General features: G+C 52.4%; 26 protein-coding genes. 18 read left to right on the top strand and 8 right to left on the bottom strand.

Going from position 1 to position 23022, the window contains the following annotated elements; genetic code table 11:
• Positions 1-93 precede the first annotated feature (93 nt).
• The gene (locus ACYVJM_RS10400) at positions 94-1491 is read right to left on the bottom strand and encodes a pyridoxal phosphate-dependent decarboxylase family protein (RefSeq protein ID WP_461148159.1); all 1398 of its coding nucleotides are present in this window, start codon (positions 1489-1491) and stop codon (positions 94-96) included.
• 84 nt (positions 1492-1575) lie between these two features.
• On the opposite strand from ACYVJM_RS10400, the gene ACYVJM_RS10395 reads away from it, so the two are divergent.
• The 3 genes from ACYVJM_RS10395 to kdpA all read left to right on the top strand — a co-directional run bounded on the left by ACYVJM_RS10395 (position 1576) and on the right by kdpA (position 5768).
• A complete protein-coding gene (locus tag ACYVJM_RS10395) occupies positions 1576-3543 on the top strand; it encodes a KUP/HAK/KT family potassium transporter (protein ID WP_461148158.1) in 1968 nt (655 codons plus the stop codon).
• Positions 3544-3942: 399 nt separating this feature from the next.
• A complete protein-coding gene (locus ACYVJM_RS10390; protein ID WP_461148643.1) occupies positions 3943-4023 on the top strand; it encodes a potassium-transporting ATPase subunit F in 81 nt (26 codons plus the stop codon).
• A 41-nt stretch (positions 4024-4064) separates the two neighbouring features.
• The gene (gene kdpA / locus ACYVJM_RS10385; RefSeq protein WP_461148157.1) at positions 4065-5768 is read left to right on the top strand and encodes a potassium-transporting ATPase subunit KdpA; all 1704 of its coding nucleotides are present in this window, start codon (positions 4065-4067) and stop codon (positions 5766-5768) included.
• Here the strand turns inward: kdpA and ACYVJM_RS10380 are convergent.
• Positions 5701-6114, bottom strand: a complete 414-nt coding sequence (locus ACYVJM_RS10380; protein WP_461148156.1) for a toxin-antitoxin system TumE family protein — start codon at positions 6112-6114, stop codon at positions 5701-5703. The two genes, kdpA and ACYVJM_RS10380, sit on opposite strands and share 68 nt — an antisense overlap.
• The gene (locus tag ACYVJM_RS10375; protein ID WP_461148155.1) at positions 6111-6440 is read right to left on the bottom strand and encodes a hypothetical protein; all 330 of its coding nucleotides are present in this window, start codon (positions 6438-6440) and stop codon (positions 6111-6113) included. The genes ACYVJM_RS10380 and ACYVJM_RS10375 overlap by 4 nt, the downstream gene beginning before the upstream one ends.
• A 19-nt stretch (positions 6441-6459) precedes the next feature.
• Between ACYVJM_RS10375 and kdpB the strand changes: the two genes are divergently transcribed.
• From kdpB to ACYVJM_RS10330, 9 genes are all read left to right on the top strand, one after another.
• Positions 6460-8544, top strand: a complete 2085-nt coding sequence (gene kdpB / locus ACYVJM_RS10370) for a potassium-transporting ATPase subunit KdpB (RefSeq protein ID WP_461148154.1) — start codon at positions 6460-6462, stop codon at positions 8542-8544.
• A gap of 114 nt (positions 8545-8658) precedes the next feature.
• The gene (locus tag ACYVJM_RS10365; RefSeq protein WP_461148153.1) at positions 8659-9219 is read left to right on the top strand and encodes a K(+)-transporting ATPase subunit C; all 561 of its coding nucleotides are present in this window, start codon (positions 8659-8661) and stop codon (positions 9217-9219) included.
• Between the two features lie 51 nt (positions 9220-9270).
• On the top strand, positions 9271-10407 hold the full coding sequence (locus ACYVJM_RS10360; protein WP_461148152.1) for a porin: 1137 nt from the start codon (positions 9271-9273) through the stop codon (positions 10405-10407).
• A 90-nt stretch (positions 10408-10497) separates the two neighbouring features.
• Positions 10498-11613 (top strand): sensor protein KdpD, encoded by a 1116-nt coding sequence (locus ACYVJM_RS10355; protein WP_461148151.1) that lies wholly within the window; start codon positions 10498-10500, stop codon positions 11611-11613.
• Between the two features lie 2 nt (positions 11614-11615).
• Entirely contained in the window at positions 11616-13460 is a 1845-nt protein-coding gene (locus tag ACYVJM_RS10350; RefSeq protein WP_461148150.1) for a HAMP domain-containing sensor histidine kinase, read from the top strand.
• 41 nt (positions 13461-13501) lie between these two features.
• Positions 13502-14338, top strand: a complete 837-nt coding sequence (locus ACYVJM_RS10345; RefSeq protein ID WP_461148149.1) for a ThuA domain-containing protein — start codon at positions 13502-13504, stop codon at positions 14336-14338.
• Positions 14339-14421: 83 nt separating this feature from the next.
• Positions 14422-14691, top strand: coding sequence for a hypothetical protein (locus tag ACYVJM_RS10340; protein ID WP_461148148.1), 270 nt, complete (start codon positions 14422-14424; stop codon positions 14689-14691).
• Entirely contained in the window at positions 14688-15152 is a 465-nt protein-coding gene (locus ACYVJM_RS10335; protein ID WP_461148147.1) for an RNA polymerase sigma factor, read from the top strand. The genes ACYVJM_RS10340 and ACYVJM_RS10335 overlap by 4 nt, the downstream gene beginning before the upstream one ends.
• Complete coding sequence (locus tag ACYVJM_RS10330; protein ID WP_461148146.1) at positions 15143-15751, top strand: hypothetical protein; 609 nt, start codon at positions 15143-15145, stop codon at positions 15749-15751. Before ACYVJM_RS10335 ends, ACYVJM_RS10330 begins: the two co-directional genes overlap by 10 nt.
• Before the next feature lie 8 nt (positions 15752-15759).
• Here ACYVJM_RS10330 and ACYVJM_RS10325 read toward each other — a convergent pair whose 3' ends face one another.
• Positions 15760-16029, bottom strand: coding sequence for a hypothetical protein (locus tag ACYVJM_RS10325; RefSeq protein ID WP_461148145.1), 270 nt, complete (start codon positions 16027-16029; stop codon positions 15760-15762).
• A gap of 15 nt (positions 16030-16044) precedes the next feature.
• Between ACYVJM_RS10325 and ACYVJM_RS10320 the strand changes: the two genes are divergently transcribed.
• The 4 genes from ACYVJM_RS10320 to ACYVJM_RS10305 all read left to right on the top strand — a co-directional run bounded on the left by ACYVJM_RS10320 (position 16045) and on the right by ACYVJM_RS10305 (position 18985).
• The gene (locus ACYVJM_RS10320) at positions 16045-16236 is read left to right on the top strand and encodes a winged helix-turn-helix transcriptional regulator (RefSeq protein ID WP_461148144.1); all 192 of its coding nucleotides are present in this window, start codon (positions 16045-16047) and stop codon (positions 16234-16236) included.
• A 102-nt stretch (positions 16237-16338) separates the two neighbouring features.
• Positions 16339-17262, top strand: a complete 924-nt coding sequence (locus ACYVJM_RS10315) for an SMP-30/gluconolactonase/LRE family protein (RefSeq protein WP_461148143.1) — start codon at positions 16339-16341, stop codon at positions 17260-17262.
• A 26-nt stretch (positions 17263-17288) separates the two neighbouring features.
• Complete coding sequence (locus ACYVJM_RS10310; protein WP_461148142.1) at positions 17289-18257, top strand: YihY/virulence factor BrkB family protein; 969 nt, start codon at positions 17289-17291, stop codon at positions 18255-18257.
• A gap of 2 nt (positions 18258-18259) precedes the next feature.
• Entirely contained in the window at positions 18260-18985 is a 726-nt protein-coding gene (locus ACYVJM_RS10305) for a DUF72 domain-containing protein (RefSeq protein WP_461148141.1), read from the top strand.
• Positions 18986-19142: 157 nt separating this feature from the next.
• Here ACYVJM_RS10305 and ACYVJM_RS10300 read toward each other — a convergent pair whose 3' ends face one another.
• Positions 19143-19625, bottom strand: coding sequence for a low affinity iron permease family protein (locus ACYVJM_RS10300; RefSeq protein ID WP_461148140.1), 483 nt, complete (start codon positions 19623-19625; stop codon positions 19143-19145).
• Between the two features lie 162 nt (positions 19626-19787).
• Here ACYVJM_RS10300 and ACYVJM_RS10295 point away from each other — a divergent pair, with 162 nt between their 5' ends.
• A complete protein-coding gene (locus ACYVJM_RS10295) occupies positions 19788-19973 on the top strand; it encodes a hypothetical protein (RefSeq protein ID WP_461148139.1) in 186 nt (61 codons plus the stop codon).
• 222 nt (positions 19974-20195) lie between these two features.
• Here ACYVJM_RS10295 and ACYVJM_RS10290 read toward each other — a convergent pair whose 3' ends face one another.
• Positions 20196-20711, bottom strand: a complete 516-nt coding sequence (locus tag ACYVJM_RS10290) for a hypothetical protein (RefSeq protein ID WP_461148138.1) — start codon at positions 20709-20711, stop codon at positions 20196-20198.
• A gap of 174 nt (positions 20712-20885) precedes the next feature.
• On the opposite strand from ACYVJM_RS10290, the gene ACYVJM_RS10285 reads away from it, so the two are divergent.
• Complete coding sequence (locus ACYVJM_RS10285; RefSeq protein ID WP_461148137.1) at positions 20886-21032, top strand: hypothetical protein; 147 nt, start codon at positions 20886-20888, stop codon at positions 21030-21032.
• Here the strand turns inward: ACYVJM_RS10285 and ACYVJM_RS10280 are convergent.
• Both ACYVJM_RS10280 and ACYVJM_RS10275 read right to left on the bottom strand, forming a co-directional pair.
• Positions 21029-21583: a hypothetical protein gene (locus ACYVJM_RS10280; RefSeq protein ID WP_461148136.1), complete on the bottom strand. Its 555-nt coding sequence runs from the start codon at positions 21581-21583 to the stop codon at positions 21029-21031. The genes ACYVJM_RS10285 and ACYVJM_RS10280 overlap by 4 nt on opposite strands.
• Positions 21584-21622: 39 nt before the next feature.
• The gene (locus ACYVJM_RS10275; protein ID WP_461148135.1) at positions 21623-23011 is read right to left on the bottom strand and encodes an alkaline phosphatase family protein; all 1389 of its coding nucleotides are present in this window, start codon (positions 23009-23011) and stop codon (positions 21623-21625) included.
• Positions 23012-23022: the final 11 nt, after the last annotated feature.

The raw sequence follows: 23022 nt of genomic DNA, 5'->3' as shown, positions 1-23022 counted from the left end.
GTGAAAGTGGTGTAGTGAGTGAAATAGTGAAGTAGTGAAATGGGTGGTGTCGGGTTTGAGAACCCGACACCACACAATGACCACTCACTCCACCTACTTCACCAACTCCATCATCTTCTCAAATACCAACTCCAGATCCTCCTCCGTTGTGCGCCAGTTCACAAAAGCCGCGCGGATACCGGCCTGCCCTTTATAGACGGTTGGCGTCATGAAAACCAGCCCCGTAACGTTCAGAGTTCTCAGGAAGTCGTTTACCAGCTCCGGCCCGGCGTTGGTCAGTGAAAAACAAACCGTATTCAGCCGGACGGGGGCCAGTAACGCAAAATAGCCGCTGTCGACCAGCTTTTTACCGAAGGTTTGGGCCAGCCGGATGTTGGTTTCTACGATGGCCTGATAGCCCTCCTTTCCGTAGGCCATCAGGCTGAACCAAGCGGGTAAAGCCCGCAGCCGCCGGGAGCTTTCGGGTACCAGCGTCTGGTAGTTTACGTTCGTCAGCAGATCGCCGAGGTAGGGGCTGTTGAGCGGTTGCAGCGTTTCGATATGAAGCTGGCGGTGGGTGTTCTGCACTAAAAAGATGGCGCTGTCGTACGGCACGTTCAGCCACTTGTGGCAGTCGATGGTGATACTGTCGGCCTGCTCCCAACCGGTCAACAGGTGCTGATAGGCTGGCGAACAGGCGGCAAAGCCACCAAACGCACCGTCGACATGCCACCAGAACGAGTATTTCTTTTTCAGTTCGGCGATGGCTGTCATATCGTCAAAATCGACGGTGTTGACGGTGCCCGCACTGGAGATCAGAATGGCCGGTTTTCCGTTGAGGGCCTGTAGTTTCGCTTCCAGATCGCGCACATCCATCGCTTCCCGGTTACCGTCGAGGTAGTTGATACGGATAACGTTGTTCCGGCCAATACCGAGCATGGCCAGCGACTTCACCGCTGATGCGTGTGGCTCGGCCGACAGAATCGTGATGTCCGGCACCATTCCGTCGTTGGCAATGTCGACGCCCAGTTGCTGACCCGCCCATTGCCGGGCTACGCTCAGGCAGGTGAAATTCGACATGGTCGCGCCCGAGACAAACCCACCCAGAAAGGTATCGGGCAGATTGAACAGCTGCCGTACCAGTTGAATCGTTTCCAGCTCGATGTTGGCTGATATGTCGCCCTGCCCGGCGGAGGCAAATGTACACTGATCGAACGCCGTGGCCAGCCAGTCGCCCACGATGGATGCCGGGGTGGTGCCGCCGATGACATAGCCCCAGTAGCGTGGACCCGATGAGGCTACAATCACGTTTCGCAGTCGGGCGTTGAACTCGTCGAAAGCACTGAGTGCGCCCATGCCTTGTTCCGGCAACTGGTTCGGCGAAGCATTGGCTGTATAGTTGCCTTTTGTTGGCAGCGTATCGAGGGCATTGAGGTGGGCCAGACATTCGGCTTTGGCCCGTTCGAGAAGAGCAGCCAGATTGGTGGAGTCCTGCTGTAGCGGTGAGATCATGTTCCTAATGAAAATATAATGTAAAGGAAAGCAAACTACTGCCGTGCCGCATAGTTTTGCCTACGATTCTACTCCAATTGTTTCATGTCGTTGTCGCGTTCGTCGTTAAATAAGGTATCACCCCAGGGGTTGCTGGTGGCTATTGGTATTGTCTTTGGTGATATTGGTACGTCACCCCTTTACACACTGGCGGCCGTTATGCGCGGCAAAGAGCTGACCGAAACGCTGGTGCTGGGTACACTGTCCTGCGTGATCTGGACGTTGACTCTGCAAACGACCATCAAATATGTTGTGATCACGCTCCGGGCCGATAACAAAGGGGAAGGCGGGATTTTCTCGCTCTATACTCTTGTCCGGCGCTTTACGGGCGGATGGCTGAAGTACCCGGCTATCATCGGCGGCTCGTTTCTGCTGGCCGATGGACTGATTACACCGCCTATTTCCGTATCGTCAGCGATCGAGGGGCTGCTTATTTTCTACCCGCATCTCGATACAGTCCCTATTGTCATAGCCATAATTATTGCCCTCTTTGTGAGCCAGCAATTCGGTACGCAGTTTCTGGGCAAACTGTTCGGCCCTATTATGCTGGTGTGGTTCTCGTTCATTGGGGCCATCGGCTTCTGGGCACTCTACGGACATCTAGGCGTATTAAGAGCACTCAATCCGACCTGGGCTATGCGGCTGCTAACGGAATACCCGGGCGGCTTCTGGCTGCTGGGGGGCGTGTTTCTGTGTACTACCGGTGCCGAAGCCCTCTACTCCGACATGGGGCACTGCGGGCGGGGCAACATCCGGGTAAGCTGGGGCTATGTCAAATTGATGTTGCTGTTGTCCTACGCGGGTCAGTCGGCCTGGCTCATGCAGCACCTCGGCCAGCGACTCAGCGAAACTAGTCCGTTTTATTCGATTGTGCCAGCCTGGCTCACCGTATTCAGCATTTGCCTGGCTACGCTGGCCACCATCATTGCCAGTCAGGCCCTCATCAGCGGGGCGTTTACGCTGGTGGGTGAAGCCATGCGGCTCAACTTCTGGCCCCGCCAGCGCGTCGTTTATCCATCGTCCGAACGAGGGCAGTTGTACGTGCCTTACGTTAACTGGGGGCTCATGGTCGGGTGTGTCCTGATCGTACTGCACTTCCGCGAATCGAAAAATATGGAAGCGGCTTTCGGGCTGGCCGTGACGCTCACCATGCTCATGAGTACGGTGCTGATGAGCATGTTCCTGCGCGTGAAACGGGTCAACCCAATACTGATCGTGTTGATTACGGGTGTCTTTCTCACGGTGGAAACCACTTTCCTGATTGCCAACCTGGTCAAGTTTGAAGAGGGCGGCTGGATATCCGTCACGCTGGGGCTGCTGCTGATGGGACTGATGTATTTCTGGTACCGGGGCGAAGCCATCAAAGCCGAGTCGATCCGATATGATTCCCTGCCCGACAACCTGCACCTGCTGAAACAACTCAGTATCGACGAGTCGATTCCGAAATATGCCACCCATCTGGTGTACCTGACCACAGCCGAAGACGCCCGCAAGATCGAGGCCGAAACGCTGTACTCTATTTTGAACCGAGCGCCCAAGCGAGCCGATATTTACTGGCTCCTGCATATTTGCGTCGAAGATGAGCCCTATGTAATGCGCTACAAAGTGGAAACGCTGGCCGAAGAGGATGTATACTTCATTACGTTCTACCTGGGCTTTCGGGTGCAGCCGCGCATTAACCTGCTCTTTCGGATGGTGGTGGAAGACATGGTAAAGGACAAGGAAATAACCCTCGAAACGCGGTATCGCTCGCTGAACACCCATCGCGTACCGGGCGACTTTCGGTTTGTGCTTTTCCGAACGTTCCTGTCGTACGAGAATGCCCTGTCCGTCAGCGACAAATTGATCATGAATATCTATTTCCTGATCAAGAACATTTCGCTGCCCCCGCAGGCCGCCTACGGACTGGATACCAGCAACGTAGTCGTTGAAGAAGTGCCTATCGTGCTGGCCCGTCCCGCCAACCTGCGCCTGACACGCATAAAGCCGAAAGAGGAACCTTACACAGGATAAGCCGACGTTGACCGTACCAAATTGAAAAGCCGACCCTTCCAAAATGGAAGGGTCGGCTTTTTTTATGCGTTCCTACTGCGCTTACAAATAAAGTTAATAATCTCTTTATCAGACACCTATCAAACCCAATAAGAGTATTTCATTTTTCTGGACCACTTCTTGGCATAGGGGTATCGACTGTTTAACACATTATCCTAACGACCATGAGTACCCTGCTGCTTCTTGTTATATCGGCCATCGGCTGCTTCGTTTTCTTCTACAAAACCATCGACTGGTTCGAACGGATTTAAAGAGCGAAAGGCAGAAAGAGCGAATGAGTGAATATGCGGATGCATCCACGATTCACTTTACATATAGACTTTCGCTCTCTCACTCATTCGCTCATTCACTCTTTCACTTATGCTCACTGCCTTATTCATCATCGCCCTGCTGGTATTCGCATACATGCTGTATGTGCTTATCAAACCAGAGAATTTTTAACCTGAACATGCCGCTATGTCGGCAATTACGCACGTACTAAGATGTCAACTGAATTAATGGGCGTTATCGTCATGTATGGATTGACAGTCCTACTGGCGATCCCGCTGGGCAAGTACATTGCCAATGTATTTAAACGGGAATCAGCCCATGGGCTGTTCGAACGGTTCATTTACCGGGTTGGGGGAATCGATCCTACCCGCGAGATGAGCTGGAAAGAGAACCTCATCGCCCTGATTACCCTCAATGCACTCTGGTTTTTTCTGGCCTTTACGGTCCTGCTGCTACAGGGCACGCTGCCCTTCAATCCCGATGGCAACCCGTCTATGAGGCCCGATCTGGCGTTCAACACCGCCATTAGTTTCATGGTCAACTGCGATTTGCAGCACTACTCCGGCGAATCGGGGTTGACCTATCTGACACAGTTGGGGGTTGTGACGTTCCTGATGTTCGTTTCTGCCGCCACCGGCATCGCGTCGCTGCTGCTCATCGTCCGTTCGTTTCTGCCGAAGGTTGTCGACACGGTTGGTAATTTTTACGTCTTTTTCGTAAAGGCGATCACGCGGATATTGCTGCCTTTGGCGTTCGTTGTCGCCCTGATCCTGGCCTTCAACGGTACCCCCGCCAGTTTCGACGGGAAAGATTCGGTCGTAACCATGCAGGGCGATACGGTTAATGTTTCGCGGGGACCAGCGGCTGGCATGATCGCCATCAAACACATCGGCACCAACGGGGGCGGCTGGTTCGGTGTCAACTCGGCCCACCCGCTGGAGAACCCCAACTATTTTACCAATATGGTCGAGATGGTAGCGCAGGTGCTGCTACCCATCGCCATGCTGTTTGCGCTGGGCTTTCTGATCAACCGTCGGCGGTTTACGTGGGTGGTCTACGGGGTCATGACGCTGGGAATGCTCTGCCTGCTCATTCCGACGCTGGTAACCGAAGTGCACGGCAACCCGGCAATCGCTCATCTGGGCGTGAGCCAGCCAACGGGTGCCATGGAAGGCAAAGAGGTTCGGTTTGGCCCACTGGCTTCCGCCTACTGGAGCATTGTCACGACCATTATTTCAACGGGTTCGGTCAACTCCATGCACGATTCGTCGATGGCGCTGTCGGGAACGATGCAGCTGCTGGGCATGATGACCAACGCCTTCTACGGCGGCTGTGGCGTCGGCTTCCTCAACTACTATTACTACCTGATCATTGCGGTCTTTATTTCGGGGCTGATGGTCGGGCGGACGCCGGAACTGTTCGGACGGAAAGTCGAAGCGCGGGAAATTAAGATCGCGTCTATTGTGGCGCTGCTCAGCACGTTTCTGGTCAAGGGCGGTACGGCACTGGCGGTGTGGTTCTTCGTGAAATACCCCGATGCCGCCTGGGCGGTGAAGCCGTCGGCCTGGCTCAACAACCCTGGTAATCATGGTTTCTCGGAGATCTTGTACGAGTTCACCTCGGCCAACGCCAACAACGGATCGGGTTTTGAAGGTCTGGGCGACAACAACTTTTTCTGGAACTACGCCACCGGTATTGTCCTGATTCTGGGCCGCTTCGTCCCGATCATTGGCCCGGTAGCCATCGCCGGTCTGCTGGCCCAGAAGAAGTACGTTCCTGAGTCATCGGGCACCTTACCCATCGATACGGGCACGTTTGGGCTGATGACCTTCGCGGTGATTCTGATCATTACGGCCCTGTCGTTCTTCCCCGCGCTGGCCCTCGGTCCACTGGCTGAATACTTGAGCCTGAAGTAGCGGATTGGGACAACTGATCAGCAATGAAGGTGAGGACGTCAGCTAAAGTGACTAATGGAAAGGGCTCCGGCGTTTCGTCAGGACCCACGTGTCGATGAGCCGGGAACGTATCAAAATTTGGGAAATGAGGAGTATTATCCCAGCGGTAAATAGTCTGATCGGACGCGGTTAACCATTGATAGCCGTATTTAAACTTACTGCCCTTCCTGGATTCGTAGGTGGCTAACCGGGAAGAGTCTTTAAAGATGAATAAGCAACGTTCAATAGCTTTCGCGCCAGGTCCGGTCTCGAGTTCGCTTGTGTGGGAAACTATAATTGCCGAGAACTCATCGAGGAGTTCATTCATGGGCGAATCTGACGCAGGTAAGTCGTATAATCATCCAGAAAGTCAATGGCATCATCCCATTCATTATCGTCAGTTTCTTTTTCGATAGCGCCAAAACGGGTTAATGAAGAATCCGATTTATCGACAACAAGCCGACGAAACGTAGCAAAATCCATCCCATACTTCTGTTGAAAAAAGTCAATACGGCTCTGATAGTACGCAATTTTTTGCTCCAGCACATTTCGAAGCTGAATATGCAAAAAATCATCTGTACTACGATAGCCCAAGTTTTGGATGACTCGTTCGAGGGAGGATTTGGAAGCAGGAGCCGTCATAACAACATTCATTTTTATCAAAGATACAAAAATGGCAACGCAAAAATTATCCCCTGCCGGACGCGGCACCGCCCTGTTCCAGCGTGAGCTTGTGGGCACGGCTATTCGGGAATCATTTGTCAAACTTAACCCGGCTGTTCTAAGTAAGAATCCGGTCATGTTTACCGTCGAAATCGGTACCGTTGTGATGGTGCTGGTTACGGCCTACATCGCCATCACGGGCGACACCACCCAGGGGTCATTAGGCTATAATGTGGCTATCACCCTCATTCTGTTAATGACGATCCTGTTCGCCAACTTCGCCGAGGCCATTGCCGAAGCGCGGGGGAAAGCCCAGGCCGAATCGCTCCGGAAAACACGGCAGGAGACACCCGCTAAAGTGATTCGCTCTGTAGGAAACATGTATACCAATGAGGTGCAGATCATCTCGTCAGCGCAACTTGTCAAAGGCGATGTGTTCCTCTGCGAACCGGGCGACATTATTCCCTCCGATGGCGAGATCATCGAAGGGCTGGCCACCATCGACGAGTCGGCCATTACGGGCGAATCGGCTCCGGTTATTCGGGAAGCGGGGGGTGATAAATCGTCGGTGACGGGCGGTACGAAAGTGCTGTCGGACCGCATCAAGGTGCAGGTGACCACCCAGCCGGGGGAGTCGTTTCTCGATAAAATGATTGCGCTGGTGGAAGGAGCCACCCGGCAGAAAACACCCAACGAAATTGCCTTGACGATTCTGCTGGCGGGTTTTACGCTGATCTTCATTATAGTCTGTGTCGCGCTGAAACCCTTCGCCGATTACGCCAATACGCCCATTACCATTGCCGCTCTGATCGCCCTGTTTGTGTGCCTGATTCCTACCACCATCGGCGGCCTGCTGTCGGCCATCGGGATTGCGGGTATGGACCGCGCCCTACGCGCCAACGTCATTGCCAAGTCGGGCCGGGCGGTCGAAACGGCGGGCGACATCGACACGCTTTTGCTCGACAAAACCGGAACGATCACTATCGGCAATCGTAAGGCGACGAATTTCTATCCTGCGCCGGGTGTCTCGGAGGCCGACATGATTCGGGCTTCGGCGCTTAGCTCTCTTGCCGACGAAACCCCCGAGGGAAAATCCATTGTCGAACTGGCGGGGAGTAGTGTAACCAGCCGTTTATCAACGGAAGGTGCTACACTTATCAAGTTCACGGCGGAGACTCGTTCATCAGGCATTGACTTGCCCACGGGTAAAAATGGCTCGTCGATACGGATTCGGAAAGGGGCAACGGATTCCATTCGGAACATCGTTACGAAAGCCGGAAACCTGTTTCCCGTCGAAACGGAAAATCAGGCGAAGGAAATTGCCGGTAATGGCGGTACGCCACTGGTCGTGATCGAAAACGAACAGGTACGGGGCGTTGTCGAATTGCAGGATATTATCAAACCCGGCATCTCTGAACGCTTCGACCGGCTGCGTAAAATGGGCGTTAAAACAGTGATGGTAACGGGCGATAATCCCCTGACGGCCAAATTTATCGCCGAGAAAGCCGGTGTCGATGACTACATCGCTGAAGCTAAACCGGAAGACAAAATGAACTACATCCGGCACGAACAAACCGGCGGCAAACTGGTGGCCATGATGGGCGATGGCACCAACGATGCCCCCGCGCTGGCGCAGGCCGATGTAGGGGTTGCCATGAACTCCGGCACCCAGGCCGCCAAGGAAGCGGGCAACATGGTCGACCTCGACAACGACCCGACCAAACTGATCGAAGTCGTTGAAATTGGGAAGCAGTTGCTCATCACGCGGGGTACCTTAACGACTTTTTCCATTGCCAACGACGTTGCCAAATACTTTGCCATCGTGCCTGCCCTCTTCGTTGTGTCGATTCCATCTTTGCAGGCCATTAACATCATGCGGCTGCATAGTGCTGAGTCGGCGATTTTGTCGGCGGTAATCTTCAACGCGATCATCATTCCGATGCTGATTCCGCTGGCCCTGCGCGGGGTCGAATATAAACCCATTGGGGCATCGGCCCTTCTTCGCCGAAACCTGTTCATCTATGGTCTGGGCGGTGTTGTGGCCCCGTTTATCGGGATCAAGTTGATTGACCTGGTGGTTGGGTTGTTGGTGTAGCTTTTGTCGTGCTGACGAAGGAAGCATCTTCGGTAGCAGGCCTTTTTGATAGATATGTCATAATATACACGTTGATGAAGATGCTTCCTTCGTCAGCATGATAAAAGTAAAATCATGAAAAATCACCTCTCACCAGCCATTCGGCTAACGCTCATTCTGCTGGTCATTCTTTCTATCGGTTATCCATTGGTTATTGCCGGAATGGCCAGACTGGCACCGGGTCAGGGAAAAGGGGAAACGGTTACTGTCAACGGCAGGGTCGTTGGCTATGCGCTGGTCGGGCAGACCTTTACGGCAGACCGGTATTTTAACAGTCGCCCGTCGGCGGTTGGTTACAAGGCTGATGGGTCGGGTGGGTCGAACAAAGGACCGTCTAATCCCGATTATCTGAAAACGGTTCAGGCACGGATCGACACGTTTCTGGTGCACAATCCGGGCGTCGATAAAGCCGATATTCCCGCCGAGCTGGTGACCGCGTCGGGCTCAGGACTAGACCCGGACTTGTCGCCCGCAGCGGCAAAGATTCAGATAGCCCGAATTGCCAAAACCAGAAATATGAGCGATGATCGGCTACGCCAACTTGTTGATGAACAAACGAAAGGGCCGTTGATTGGCTTGTTTGGCCCATCGACGGTGAATGTGCTGAAGTTGAACGTGGCGCTGGATAAATTATAGTACCGAACGGCCAGAGGCTGTTCGGTACAAGTTGAGTACAACAAAACAACCATGAAAAATAGAGTTTTCTTTTCTCTCACCACTGTCTGCCTAGCTGTTGCCTTACCTGCACTGGCGCAAACATCTGGCGATTCTACTGCCCGCTTATCGACACCACCGCGAACAGGCGTAACGTTCACCGGCTATGTCGAAGCGTATTACACCCACGATTTCACCGCGTCAAAAACGAGTCAGGAGCGGCCGGGTTTTCTGTACAATCATAAGCGAAATCGAGAAGTGAATGTGAATCTGGCTTATCTGAAAGGCACCTACACCCGCGAACGCGTCCGGGCGAATCTGGCTATTCAGGTGGGTACCTATGCGCAATACAACTACGCGGCTGAGCAGCCCCTGCTGCGCAATGTATTTGAAGCGAACGCTGGGGTGAAGCTCAGCAAAACCAAAGACCTGTGGCTCGATGCCGGAATTTTCACGTCGCACATCGGGTTCGAGAGTGCCATCTCGAAAGACTGCTGGACGCTGACCCGGAGCATCCTGGCCGAAAATTCGCCCTACTACCTGTCGGGGGCCAAGCTGACTTACAACACTGCGAATGGTAAGTGGACCCTGCTGGGTTCGGTAGTGAACGGCTGGCAGCACATTGCCAGATTGCCGGGCTATTCGGGGCCATCGCTTAGCACACAGGTGCAGTTTAAACCCAGCGCCAACTTGACGCTGAACTGGAGCACATTCATCGGCAGCGACCGCCCCGACTCGTTGAAGCAGACTCGGGTTTTCAATAATGTCTACGCCATCATTAATCCGACCCATACAGTCAGCGCCATCCTCGGCTTCGATGTCGGGGCCGATCGGAAACCGGTTGATGCTGATGGTCGTCGGGTTGGAACGGGAAGTTATGTGTGGTACTCGCCCGTAGCTATTGTGCGGTATTCCGCGAGCGATGCCGTCAAACTAGCCGGGCGGGTTGAGTATTACGACGACCGGCATGGCGTCATCATTGCCACCGGAACGCCCCACGGATTCAAAACCTGGGGGTATTCGCTCAACGTCGATTACTTCATTTTATCTAATACGGTACTTCGTATTGAAGGGAAGTTGTACGACAGCCAGGATGCTATTTTCGAAGCAAAAACAGGTTTGAGTAAGACAAATACGTCGCTGACCACGAGTCTGGCGGTGAGTTTTTAACTGTTTAGCCACAGAGATACACAGAGGTTTAACGAAGAAATTTCTCTGTGCCTCTCCGTGTCTCTTGGTGCATCTCTGTGACCCAAATCCATGAACCAGAACGCCGAGCATTTTCTGAACCTCCTTCGCCAGTCCCGGCGGGGAAAGTTTAAGGTGTATGTTGGTATGAGTGCGGGCGTTGGTAAGTCATACCGGATGCTACAGGAAGCGCATGCCCTGCTGCGGGCGGGTATCGACGTAAAAATCGGATTCATCGAAACGCACAACCGGGCTGAAACCCAGGCGCTGGTAGCAGGCTTGCCTATTATTCCGCGTCGGCGGCTGTTTTATAAAGGGCGCGAACTCGATGAACTGGACTTGCAGGCAGTCGTTAACCTCCACCCCGAACTGGTCATTGTCGATGAACTGGCGCATACCAACATTCCGGGGTCGAAAAACGAGAAACGCTGGCAGGATGTCGTCGAGATTCTGGAGGCTGGTATCAACGTCGTCAGCGCCGTCAACATCCAGCACATCGAGAGTTTGTACACGGCCGTTCGCACCATTACGGGCATCGATGTAACCGAACGGGTACCCGACCGGATGCTGCAAATGGCCGACGAAGTGGTGAACATCGACCTCACCGCCGACGAGCTGATCACCCGGCTCAAAGACGGCAAGATTTACGATACCGCAAAGGTGAGTACGGCCCTGAACAACTTCTTTCAGCCGGAGCGGATTCTGCAACTGCGCGAGCTGGCCCTGCGTGAAGTGGCCACGGCTGTAGAGCGAAAGATTGAAACCTCGTTGCCCATGAGCAGCAAGGCCAAGCCCGAGCGATTTCTGGCCGCCATCAGTTCCAATCATGAAATTGCCCGGCGGGTCATTCGCAAAACGGCGCGGCTGGCGGCTTATTACAACTCGCGCTGGTTTGTGCTCTACGTGCAAACGCCCGCCGAAAGCTCCGACCGCATTAAACTTGACTTACAACGCCATCTGATCAATAACCTCAAACTAGCTACCGAACTGGGGGCGGAGGTTATTCGGGTGAAAGATAGTACTATTGTGAACAGCATTATGGCCGAAGTAGAGAAGCGAAATATCACGACTGTTTGCATTGGAAAACCGCATCTTACGCTTGTTCAGATTATCCTGAGAACCAATGCTTTTAACCAGCTTCTTACCAAACTGTCGGGGTCGGATACGGATTTGATTATACTCTCGTAGCTATGAGCATTAAAACCAAAATAGCCGCTGCCCTGGCCTTCATGTTCGTCATCATTGTGGCACTCGGCGGACTGGGCATCTATTACCTGAATGAACTTTCCGGCGATTCGCAGGCGATTCTGAAGGATAATTACATCTCGCTCGAATACGCCAGCAACATGCAGAAAGCACTGGCCATGATGACCGATCCGGTCGAGCGTGACCCCGATGGACTGCCCGATTTCGAGCGAAATCTGAAGAAACAGGAAGCCAACATCACCGAGGTCGGCGAGCAGGAAGTGACCGGTAACCTGCGCCGTGAGTTTAATCGGCTGAAAACGAGCAGTACCTTCGACCCGATAGCCGTTGCCCGTATCCGGCAGCAGCTCTTTACGCTGGATGACCTCAACCGGCAGGCCATCGTTCGCAAAAATGAAACGGCCAAACAAACGGCGAAAGATGCCCTGCTTTGGCTGGCTTCTGTCGGGACGCTGTTCTTCCTGATTTTGTTTTCGTTCATCATCAATTTTCCCGGTTACGTGGCCAATCCCGTACGTGAGTTGACCCGTGGTATCAAGCAAATTGCCAAGCGGAATTTCGAGGAGCGACTGCATATTGATTCGAATGATGAATTCGGTGAGCTGGCACAGTCGTTTAATTCGATGGCGCAAAAACTGGACGAGTACGAACACTCCAATCTGGCGCGGGTGCTCTTCGAAAAGCGACGCATCGATACCCTTATCCGGATCATGAGCGAAGGGATTGTGGGCATGGACGAGCACAAGCGTATTCTGTTTGCCAACCCGGTCGCCTGCCGGTTGCTGGGCGTCAATGAATCGCAGCTGCTGGGCCAATACGCCCCCGATATAGCCGCGTCGAACGACCTGATGCGAACGTTGATTCAGGATGTAATGGCCGGAAACACCAGCGAGTCGGAACGAAATGGTTTCCTGAAAATCTACGATTCCGGTCCGGAGAGACCGGGTCTGGAGCGACCCGGAGAAGGAGCCGACGGGCAGGGAAAGGAAAGTTATTTCAACCGGCGGACGCATACGGTAGAGGTCGTCCGCACGGGTGAAAGCCAGCCGGAACTGGCGGGTTATGTGATGGTCCTTGAGAATATCACCCCCTACAAAGAGCTGGATCTGGCGAAAACCAACTTCATCGCCACCATTTCGCACGAGCTGAAAACGCCCCTGTCGAGCAGTAAAATGAGTCTTAAACTACTGGAAGATAGCCGAATTGGCCTTTTGAACGATGAACAGAAATCCTTGGTATCAAGCATCGGCGACGACATCAGCCGGCTCCTCAACCTGACTGGTGAACTGCTCAACATGGCCCAGGTTGAGTCGGGGCAGATTCAGTTGAACATCCAGCCCGTTGCCCCCGCCGATATTGTCACTTATGCGGCCAATGCCCTTCGTGTAGCGGCTGAAAACAAACATATTTCGTTGGCTTTGACCGTTCTCCCTAATCTGCCTGCCGTACTCGCCGACCCCGACAAAGCGTCGTGGGTATTGGTTAATTTCCTCTCGAACGCCATCCGGCACAGCCCTAACGACAGCGTTATTGAGGTGTTGGCGCAGAAAGCCGATGCATTCGTGGAGTTCCGGGTGCGCGATCATGGCGCGGGCATCCGACCGGAGCACCAGAATCGGGTGTTTGACCGCTACTTCAGAGCACCGGGCCTGAACGGACAGCCTATGGGGAACAAAACAACGGGAGGTACGGGTCTTGGTCTGGCCATTTCCAGCGAATTTATCCAGAGCATGAACGGCCAGATCGGCCTCGATACCACCGTTACAGACGGAGCCGCTTTCTTTTTTCGACTTCCCGTCAGTCAGGAGCGGGCGGGTACGCGTAGATAAAGCAGGAGGAGTGCTTATAGATTTATCAACCAATCACACAGATGAATCGAATAAGTACGGCCTTATCGTTCTGCTTTTTGCTGGTACTCCTAACGGCGAGTACCAGCCTAGGTCAGGATGTGAAGTGGAAAAAAGTGAAGGTACTGGTCTACACCAAAAACGGTAAAGGCTATGTGCACGATAACATCCCGAATGCGGTGCAGTGCATCCAGAAATTAGGGCAGCAAAACGGCTTCTCCGTCGATGTGTCTGAAGATCCCGTCGTTTTCACCGAAGACAACCTGAAAAACTACACCCTGCTGCTGTTCCCCAGCACGAACAACGACGTATTCGACACCGACGCCCAGCGGCTGGCGTTCCGGCGGTATATCGAAGCGGGGGGTGGTTTTGTCGGTATTCATTCCGTGATGGGTACCGAGCGCAACTGGACCTGGTTCAAACGCATGATTGGCGGCTCCTTTGCCTGGCATCCTAAGTTTCAGAAATTCACCGTTGAGGTAATTGATACCAAAAACGCATCCATGCAGGGCCTGCCGAAAAAGTGGCAGCGGGAAGATGAGTTTTACTTCACCAAAGAGATGTCGCCCGGCCCAACGGTGATTATGGCGAATGACCTTACTACGCTCAATAACGACGAGCCCGAAAAAGTCAAGATGTTTGGGGGCACCTACACGCAACTGTACCCTTCGGCCTGGTATTATAATTTCGACGGTGGCTATACCTGGTGTACAACCCTTGGGCATGCCAAAACCGATTACCTGAAGGATGAAACATTCATCAAACATATCTTTCAGGGCATTCGCTACGTGGCTGGTCAGGTAACCAAACTCGACTATAGCAAAGCCTACGCCGATTCCAGAGATACGCCGATCCGGTAACGTTAAACTGGTTTGCCTTTTTTTATCATCCACTGTAACAAACGAGGTGTTTGCCGTACTAATGGATCAAAACCAGCTGTACGATGCAACTATCCCTGAACAGATTTCGACGGGCTTCCTGCCCGGAAGCTTTGCTGCCCGTCGATCAACTGACGGACGAGCAATTATTTATCCGCCAGACTAAAACCCGGCAAATGAGCGGTGTTGTCGTTATACTGATGCTGCTGATGGCCTTCATGCTGGAGGCCTACTTCGTTGCCGCCTGTACATCTGCCATGATTCCGGCACTCGATGAGTACGAGAAAAAACGGAAAGCCATAACCAACGAATTGCGCAAACGAAACCTGCGTTGACGCTCCAGGACGAGTTTATCGAGCAGATACAAAAACACCAGGCGTTACTCAACAAACTGGTGTTTCTGTATGCTGATCAGACCGAAGACCGGCACGACCTGCGTCAGGAGATTCTACTCCAGGCATGGCGGTCGTATGCGGGCTTTCGGGGCGACGCTAAATTCTCGACTTGGCTCTACCGGGTTGGTTTGAACGTGTCCATGACCCGGCTCAATGACCAAAAACGACAACCCACGGCTGAACTGGACGAGAGCCTGGAGGGTAGCCCGACTGCCTTTGAGTCTGACGATCAGTTGCGGTATATGCTCCAGCAATTCAACACCCTGGACAGAACCCTGCTGGTGATGAGTATGGACGGCTATACAAACGACGAAATTGCCGAAACCATGGGTATTAGCCCCGGTAATGTGCGCACGAAACTGCATCGACTCCGACAGAAAATTGATAAGCTATGGATTTGACAGACCGCTGGAAAGCCATGAACTGGCAAGCCTCGGAGTTTTCCTATGCGAATGCCGATCTGCTGGCCGAGCTCAAAAAACAATCGAAAAGCGACATAACCCGGCTGCTTCGGTCATACCGGCGATCGTACTGGCTCATGCTGGTACTCACGGGTATAACGCCCCTGTTTGGACTATTGAAGCCCAATGAGCCGGAATACCTGCTATGTATTGGCCTGATCTGGGCCTATTGCCTGACCCTGACCGGTTTTTTACTGGTTAAATTTGCCCGGTTCAGACTGCCTGATCTATCGCTGCAAACGGCCGATGCTATCCGGACGTCGCTCGCGTTGGTCCGGTCCATTAACAGGTTCGAGGCTAACTTCGTGGCTCTGTTCGCCCCTTTCGTTTTTCTGGGTAGTCTGCTGGGCGTGCTGATCTACAAAGGGCGTACCGTTTCGGAACTTGTTCATAACCCTTTCGCACTCACCATCATGATCGGTTCGACTATCCTGATTACCCTGTTTAGCGGAAGACTTCAGAAGTTCCTGACCAATCGCCAATGTGCGGCCCTGATCAGGAAGCTGGAAACAAACCTGCAGGCGCTGGAGGAAGCGTGACCGGCGGGCTACTGCGAAAAGGCAGACGCATGTTTGGCGACCCATTCCCGAACGGTGGTTAACCGAACGGGTAACGTAGCCAGAACCGGCTCCATGGCTGCGTACATGACCGGCCGCGTTGGGTTGTCCCACAATTTCTGGTATTCACTCGCTACCGCAGCTCCGCCCTCCGGTCCGAAAATACCACTTAGAATAGACCCAAATTTCTGTGGGGGCATGGCGTAGTAACTGACGGGGCGACCCAGACCGAGGGTAAACTGATCGGCCAGGGCAGGCAACTGGAAGAAAACAAGATGATTACCCGTCGGGTATATGACACCTCGCCCATAACGGTCGAGTATGGCATCACCACCTACGGCCGAACCCTGGAAACGGTCATCGTCGCCTTGTTTGAGTGGGGTGTCACGCACCGGCAAACGATCATGCATGAGAATTTGGCTGAAACGCAGGAGGTAGGTGTTAAGGCCTCCCCGTCGTTTGATTGATTCCAAATTATCGTTAAATAAACGGGATGCGGGATTAGTTTTCGGCCTGTATTCACTTACTGATTATAAAAACAGGCATTTACCTAGCAGTTACGCGCTCACATGAACAATTACATCCGGTCCGGCTTTATAATGGCACTTTCTCTGGCTATGTCGGGGAATCTGTTTAGCCAATCCAGTACCATGACACAGACCGATTCTGAAACGCTTATTGCGCCAAACGCAACGCTTCAAAAGATTTCCAGTCAGTTTAAGTTTACCGAAGGGCCTGCTGCCGATAAAAAAGGCGCGGTCTATTTTACGGATCAACCCAACGATAAAATCTGGAAATACGATGTTGATGGGCAGTTGTCGCTGTTTATGGACAAAACGGGGCGTTCCAATGGTATGTACTTCGATAAAAAAGGTAATCTGATCACCTGTGCCGACGAAAAAAATGAGCTATGGTCCATAAGTCCTGATAAGAAAGTTACCGTTCTGTTCACCGATTTTCAGGGACATAAACTCAACGGCCCTAATGATCTATGGCTCGATCCCAAAGGCGGTATCTATTTCGCGGATCCCTACTACCAGCGTGATTACTGGGAACGTAAAAAGCCGGAAATCGACGGGCAGAAAGTGTATTACTTACCCAAGGGCACGAAGGAAGCAAGGGTCGTTGACGGCGATTTAAAACAGCCGAACGGGATAATCGGTACGCCCGATGGTAAGCACCTGTTCGTTGCCGACATTCGGGATAGTAAGACGTACAAGTATGATATTCAGCCCGATGGGACGCTGACGAATCGTGAGTTATACGTCAGCCAGGGGTCGGACGGGATGACGCTCGATAACAAAGGCAACCTGTATATAACGGGTAAAGGGGTAACGGTTTACGGGCCGGACCGGGTGAAAATCACGAACATTCCCGTGCCATCCGGCTGGGTTGGTAACGTCTGCTTCGGCGGTAAAAACCACGATATGCTTTTTATTACCGCATCGGAGTCGATTTACACCCTCCAGATGAAGGTAAAAGGGGCGAAGTAAGCAAGCGGGGCTGCCCTTATAACCCTATGGCTACCCGGACGGTTATCTTCCTGCACCCAACCGTTACGCCATTGAAAAAGGTAGCGCCTGTTTTCCGGCTTCTCAGGCAAGCGTTCATCAACTTACAGGCAAATGACCCCATTCGTATGGCGGGGGCCACTGCTTTTTTTGCCTTTTTTGGGCTGCCGCCCATTGTCATCATTCTCAGTAGTGTACTTAGCGGGCTGTTCAACGACCATTACCAGCGCATCAGCGGGCAGCTGTTCGATGAACTTGCCGAACTGTTCGGGTCCAGAAGTGCCAATCAACTGGAGGATATTTCGGAGCGGCTGCAACTGCCCAAACCCGATCCGGCGCTGACGGCCCTTAGCCTATTGCTGCTGCTGATCGCGTCGACCACCTTATTCACCATCGTCAAAAACTCACTCAATCAGCTCTGGAACGTAAAGCGTAAAACCGGACGTCAGGCGTATCGGGTTCTTGGTGATAAATTAATTGCACTGGCTATCATTCTGGGTTCCGGCCTGCTTTTTAGTCTGTCGCTGGCTCTGGAGCAGCTGATGACTCTGGTGAGCAGCAGTCTGTCGCTTTCGTCGCTGGCGTATTATCGGGAGATAATGACCCTGGGTCACGAGCTCGTTTCTATTCTGATCCGGATGGTCTGGTTTGCCATCCTGTTTAAATTTCTGCCCGATATAAACATAGCCTGGCGGGTGGTCTGGCCGGGGGCTTTCTTCACGAGTCTGCTGTTCAAGCTCGGGGAGTGGGTGCTTAATAAGCTGTTGATACATAGCTCGGTAGGGCCTATGTATGGTCGGTCGGGGGCAATTATCCTGGTGTTGCTTTTTGTGTTCTACGGCGCACTGATGTTCTATTATGGAGCCGCGTTTACCCGTCAGTACAGCCAGTGGTCCCACCTGGGGGTATCGCCAACAAAGAGTGCCATTGCGTATACCATTACAGAAGTAGCGTCGTCGGACGATAAAAAAGAATAGCTATGGGTGTTTTCATCGGTACATCGGGCTGGAGTTACGACCATTGGCAAGGCGTCCTATACCCGTATCCAACCCCTGTGGCCAAACGGCTGGATTATTACGTGCAGAAATTCCAGACGGTTGAACTCAACAGCAGTTTCTACCGATGGCCCAAACAAACGACGTTTGCGGGTTGGGAGCAACGTTTGCCCGACGACTTTTTGCTGACGGTCAAAGCGCCCAGAGGCCTGACGCATGCCAAGAAGCTGTACCAGCCGGAAGTCTGGATGGAGCGAATTAAAGCCTGCTGGCATGAGCTAAAGCAGAAGCGGGCCGTTCTGCTGGTGCAACTGGCCCCCCAGCAGGCGTATGACTACGACCGATTAGCGTATTTTCTGGATCAGATTCCGCCCTGGCTGCATACCACCGTGGAGTTCCGGCATCCCAGCTGGAACAACGAAGCCGTTTTTTCGCTCCTTGAGCGGCATCAGGTTGCGTATTGCATTATGAGCGGTGCCCGGCTACCCTGTATTTTACGCGTGACGGCCCCGTTTGTGTACATACGCATGCATGGACCCGATACCGAGCATTTGTACGGCGGCTCCTATTCCGATACCGATCTGCATTGGTGGGCCAACCGAATTGGGGAATGGGCAGGTATGGGAAAAGATGTATTCGTCTATTTCAACAACGATGGCGGAGGCAACGCCGTACGAAACGCCCTGGCCCTGCAGCAACTGGTTGGGTAATTAGCGGGTAATTTGTTCGTATGCGTACAGGATGTACCTGTGTCAGACTAGTATCTTCATGGCTCAAATCGTCAAGTCAGCCAGAAAGGGAACTAGTAACGTCGGCCAGTACTCATTGTTACGTTACCTCCACCAAACGGACAAAGCCGCGTTTGGTTTACAAGGTGTGCCCCACGCCGGATTCGTCTTCCAGTTTCTCCGATGCATCTTTAATGGCTTCTTCAACCGAGTGCGACTGGCGAAGGTCCGACGCTTTTTTGGTGATTTCGGCCATCGTCTGGTAGTGTTGTTGTAAGACGGCCAATTCCTCCTCGGTCAGGTTCTCAACCGATACCAGGCGGTTACTGGCTCCTTTTGTCGCAGCAATGAGTTCATTGAGCTTCAATTGCACCGACATCGACTCCTTGTTTTGTGCTTTCTGAATTAGAAACACCATCAGAAACGTAATAATGGTTGTGCCGGTATTGATGACCAGCTGCCAGTCTTCCGAATAACCGAAAATAGGGCCGCTTAAAGCCCAGATGACGACCGTAGCCAAAGCCAGCAGAAAAGCTGCCGAGCTACCCGTTGCTCTCGCGACAGCTGAAGAAAAACGTTCCAAAAGGCCTTTGCTGGCAGGTGTTGAGGATTGGGTTTCCATAAAAAAAGGTATCCTTTCGTGTACAGTGAATTTTTCTGTATAAAACAGGATAAGAATACCTTTGTCTTAGTTTAATTGATTTTTAACCAAATTATTAACCCGTAACGGTACCTGGGAGTTGGTAAACGTAAAGCTGGGGCTAAGGATGAACAAACTAACCCTGTGGAAGGATTAGCCGCCAACCCGTCTGGAAAACAGCTGCCGGATAGGCGTAGTAAAGTTAAAAAGAGGGAAGGTAAAAAACAGATGTGGATAGATAGTGGCGCGGCTCATGCGCATTCACAGGTCAAAATTAAATCTATTTGTGATTTTAACAATAATTTTATATATGTTAATAATTTCTCTTAAAGTTACTTGCGTACATTTAACAGGGTTTTAAAAGCAGTCAGTTAATGGCAATCAAATACGATTAATTATCTGATTTTTAGTGGCTAATGCGCTATTGCCAAATAAATCAACAGACAACTAAGAGGCCATTTTTGGTAACTCGTCGATGATAAACAGGTATCCCTTTTTCCTCGAAAAAAGAAAATATTTATTAATTGGATACCTACGTATAGGTGGGTTAAGTTAGTTGGTTTCCCGCTTTTTTAGGGTTTGTACAACTTTACCATTCTCAACGAGCCGGGTTTTCAGCACTACTTGTTTCGGGATGCTAAGCAGCAGCATAGGCTGAGCAGGCGATTGTAAAGGAGATTTGGTAACGGTGGTATCGACCAAACGAATGTACCGCACCGTAAGGGTTGAGTCTTGTACGAATACGCGGCTAACCGAGAGTTTTGGGGGTGTTTTGGTAGGAGGCAAAGCAATGCCAATGGCCATTTCCCGCTCAAAATTAGGAGCATCGGCCTTACGTTTGGGGGCCGTGGCCGCTTGCTGAAACATCTGCTTAAACGTATCGTCCTGCTCGAAAACAAAAAGAGTGGGTTTGCCTTTGGTAATGGGAGCGTCGCTGTTTAGCAGATAACCGGTGAGCAACCGGTACTTAAGATTCGTTTGGGCTAGAGCAAAGAGACTGAAGGATAAGCAGAAAATGATAAACAAAAGAACCCGATAAGAACGGTTAATCGAAGAGGAAGAAAACATAATCAGACTAAAACAAAGTAATAATTCTTATCTGGTAACGTCTGTTTTGTCTAATCTGTGTACAAATGAATAAAAAAATGATCGCTGCTTACTTTATTCATCTCGCAGGGTCTGCCAAATTACAACCATAAGAATCCTGGGAAATGCCTGGGTCGGTGATGATAGGAAGTGAGTTTGAACTGGCTTCTGCGCAACCTGTACCGGTTTTTTAACGGACTTCAGCAGCCCCATACCTGTAACGTCACCCAAATTATCGACTACCAGAGTCAGGTGCCGGGCTTCGGAGAAGGCTTCCTGAGCTTACACCCTTATACCGGCTAATTCTGTCGGGCTTCAGAACTGGCCGGATTCTGGATGGTCATGCCGGCTACGTTAAAACAGGAGTTCTGGTTGTCGCTCTTGCATTCGAACAGATCGAAGGATTCGACGCCTTTGTCCAGCCGCTCGAAATACAGTACGAAGGGCACCTTTTCATCATTCTTTATTTCCCGGGTTTCCGGCGACATAGGAATGCCTTCTGTTTTGACCAGCGCGTACGTCTTTTTGCCATCAGCCGAAGCCAGCAGTGCTTTGGGATTGAATGAAATGCTGCTGGTACCAAAGTAGTTGTTGTTCCGGTCGTTGGGGTCCTTCCCGAAGGTCATGTACAGCACCGTGTAGCTGGCCGTGAGCCGAATGTCCGTTACGCGGATATCCGGGTCCTGCGAGTGGCCCAGTCCGCCCTGCGGATCCGGGTAAAGGCGAGGCATGCTCACCGAAACCGGATCGCTCGGCTGATAGTACTCCGCGCCATCGGCCGGGGCATTGATGGCGGCCGGCCGGTGGCTGCTACAGGCTGAGGCCAACAGAAGGAGGGCGACGAGGGCTTTCATAAAGTTAAATTACGTCCTTTCGTCCAAATAACCAATAACTTACCGTATCTGTTTTTCGGTGATTTCGGCAGCCATCGTGTCCCATATTCTGTCGTAAACGTCCGTGGCCGTCAGCGACTGGCCCACGTCCTGGCTGCTCACGTAAACGGGATGGTATTCGCGGGGGGTATCGATCCGTCCGTGCGATCCTTTCACGAGGGTAGCATCCAGCGAAATGACGTTCATGAGGTACCGGAAGCCCAGCAGTTTGCGGCCCAGTTTGTACCCCGCCTTAAGCTTGATTAGCGGGTTGGTCTGGTCCATAAACATTTCAACGGGGTCATAACCGGGTTTCTGGTGAATGGCCACCAGGCGGGCATAGTCCGGCGCACGGGCATCGTCGAGCCAGTAATAATACGTGAACCAGCTATCGGCATCGGCCACGACGACGAGATCGCCGGAGCGTTCGTGATCGATGTGGTAATCCTTCTGTTGGTCTTTGTCCAGCACCAGTTCAATACCCGGTGTTTGCTCCAGCAGCGTACGCACTTGCTCAAAGACACCCGGGTCGTTGATATATACGTGGGCAATCTGATGGTCGGGGGTGGCGAAGGCGGGGGAGGCCCCGGCGTCGAACATCTCCAGTCCACGCTCTTCCCGGTAGCGAATCATACCGGCTTCGCGCAGAATCCGGTTGATGTGAATCGGCTTGCTGACGTTCGTAATGCCGTATTCCGACAGCACAATGATTTCGGCATCCTGCTTTTCGTAATACTGGATCAGGTCGCGGCAAACGTCGTCGATCTCGCGCAGGTCGTTGGCTATTTTTGAGAAATCCTGCCCAAACTTCTGGAGACAGTAATCCAGATGCGGCAGGTAAATTAGCGTCAGGGTTGGGTTGTGCCATTTATCAACCAGCATGGAGGCATCGGCAATCCAGCGGCTGCTTTTGATGGTCGTGGCCGGTCCCCAGAACTGAAACAGGGGGAAGGTGCCGAGTTCTTGCTGAAGCCGGTCGCGGAGGTCGCCGGGCTGGGTGTAGCAGTCGGGAAGCTTCATGCCGTCTGACGGGTACTGCGGCCGGGGCGTGGCCGAGTAGTCGGCAGACGAGTACATGTTGTACCACCAGAACATTTTGGAGACTGTAAAGCCAGGGTCGATTTTCTTCGCCCGCTCCCAGATCTTTTCGCCCGCCACGAGCTTGTTGGACTGTTTCCAGAACTTTACTTCCGAATCGGTGCGGTCGTACCAGCCATTGCCGACAATCCCCGTTTCGCTGGGCCATTTGCCCGTCACGTAAGTTGACTGCGCCGACGTGGTAAGGGCGGGCAGCATGGGGTCTATGGTGGCCTGGTGTTTACCGGCAAACCACTGTTTCAGGAAGGGCGTGTGCTCGCCAATGAGCGAATACGACAGGCCGACAACGTCGAGTACTACGGTCTTTTTCATAATGATGAACG

This window comes from Spirosoma pulveris (assembly GCF_054781875.1).
The sequence above is the reverse complement of the archived record's forward strand: the minus strand, read 5'-3'. Positions and strand labels throughout refer to the sequence as shown.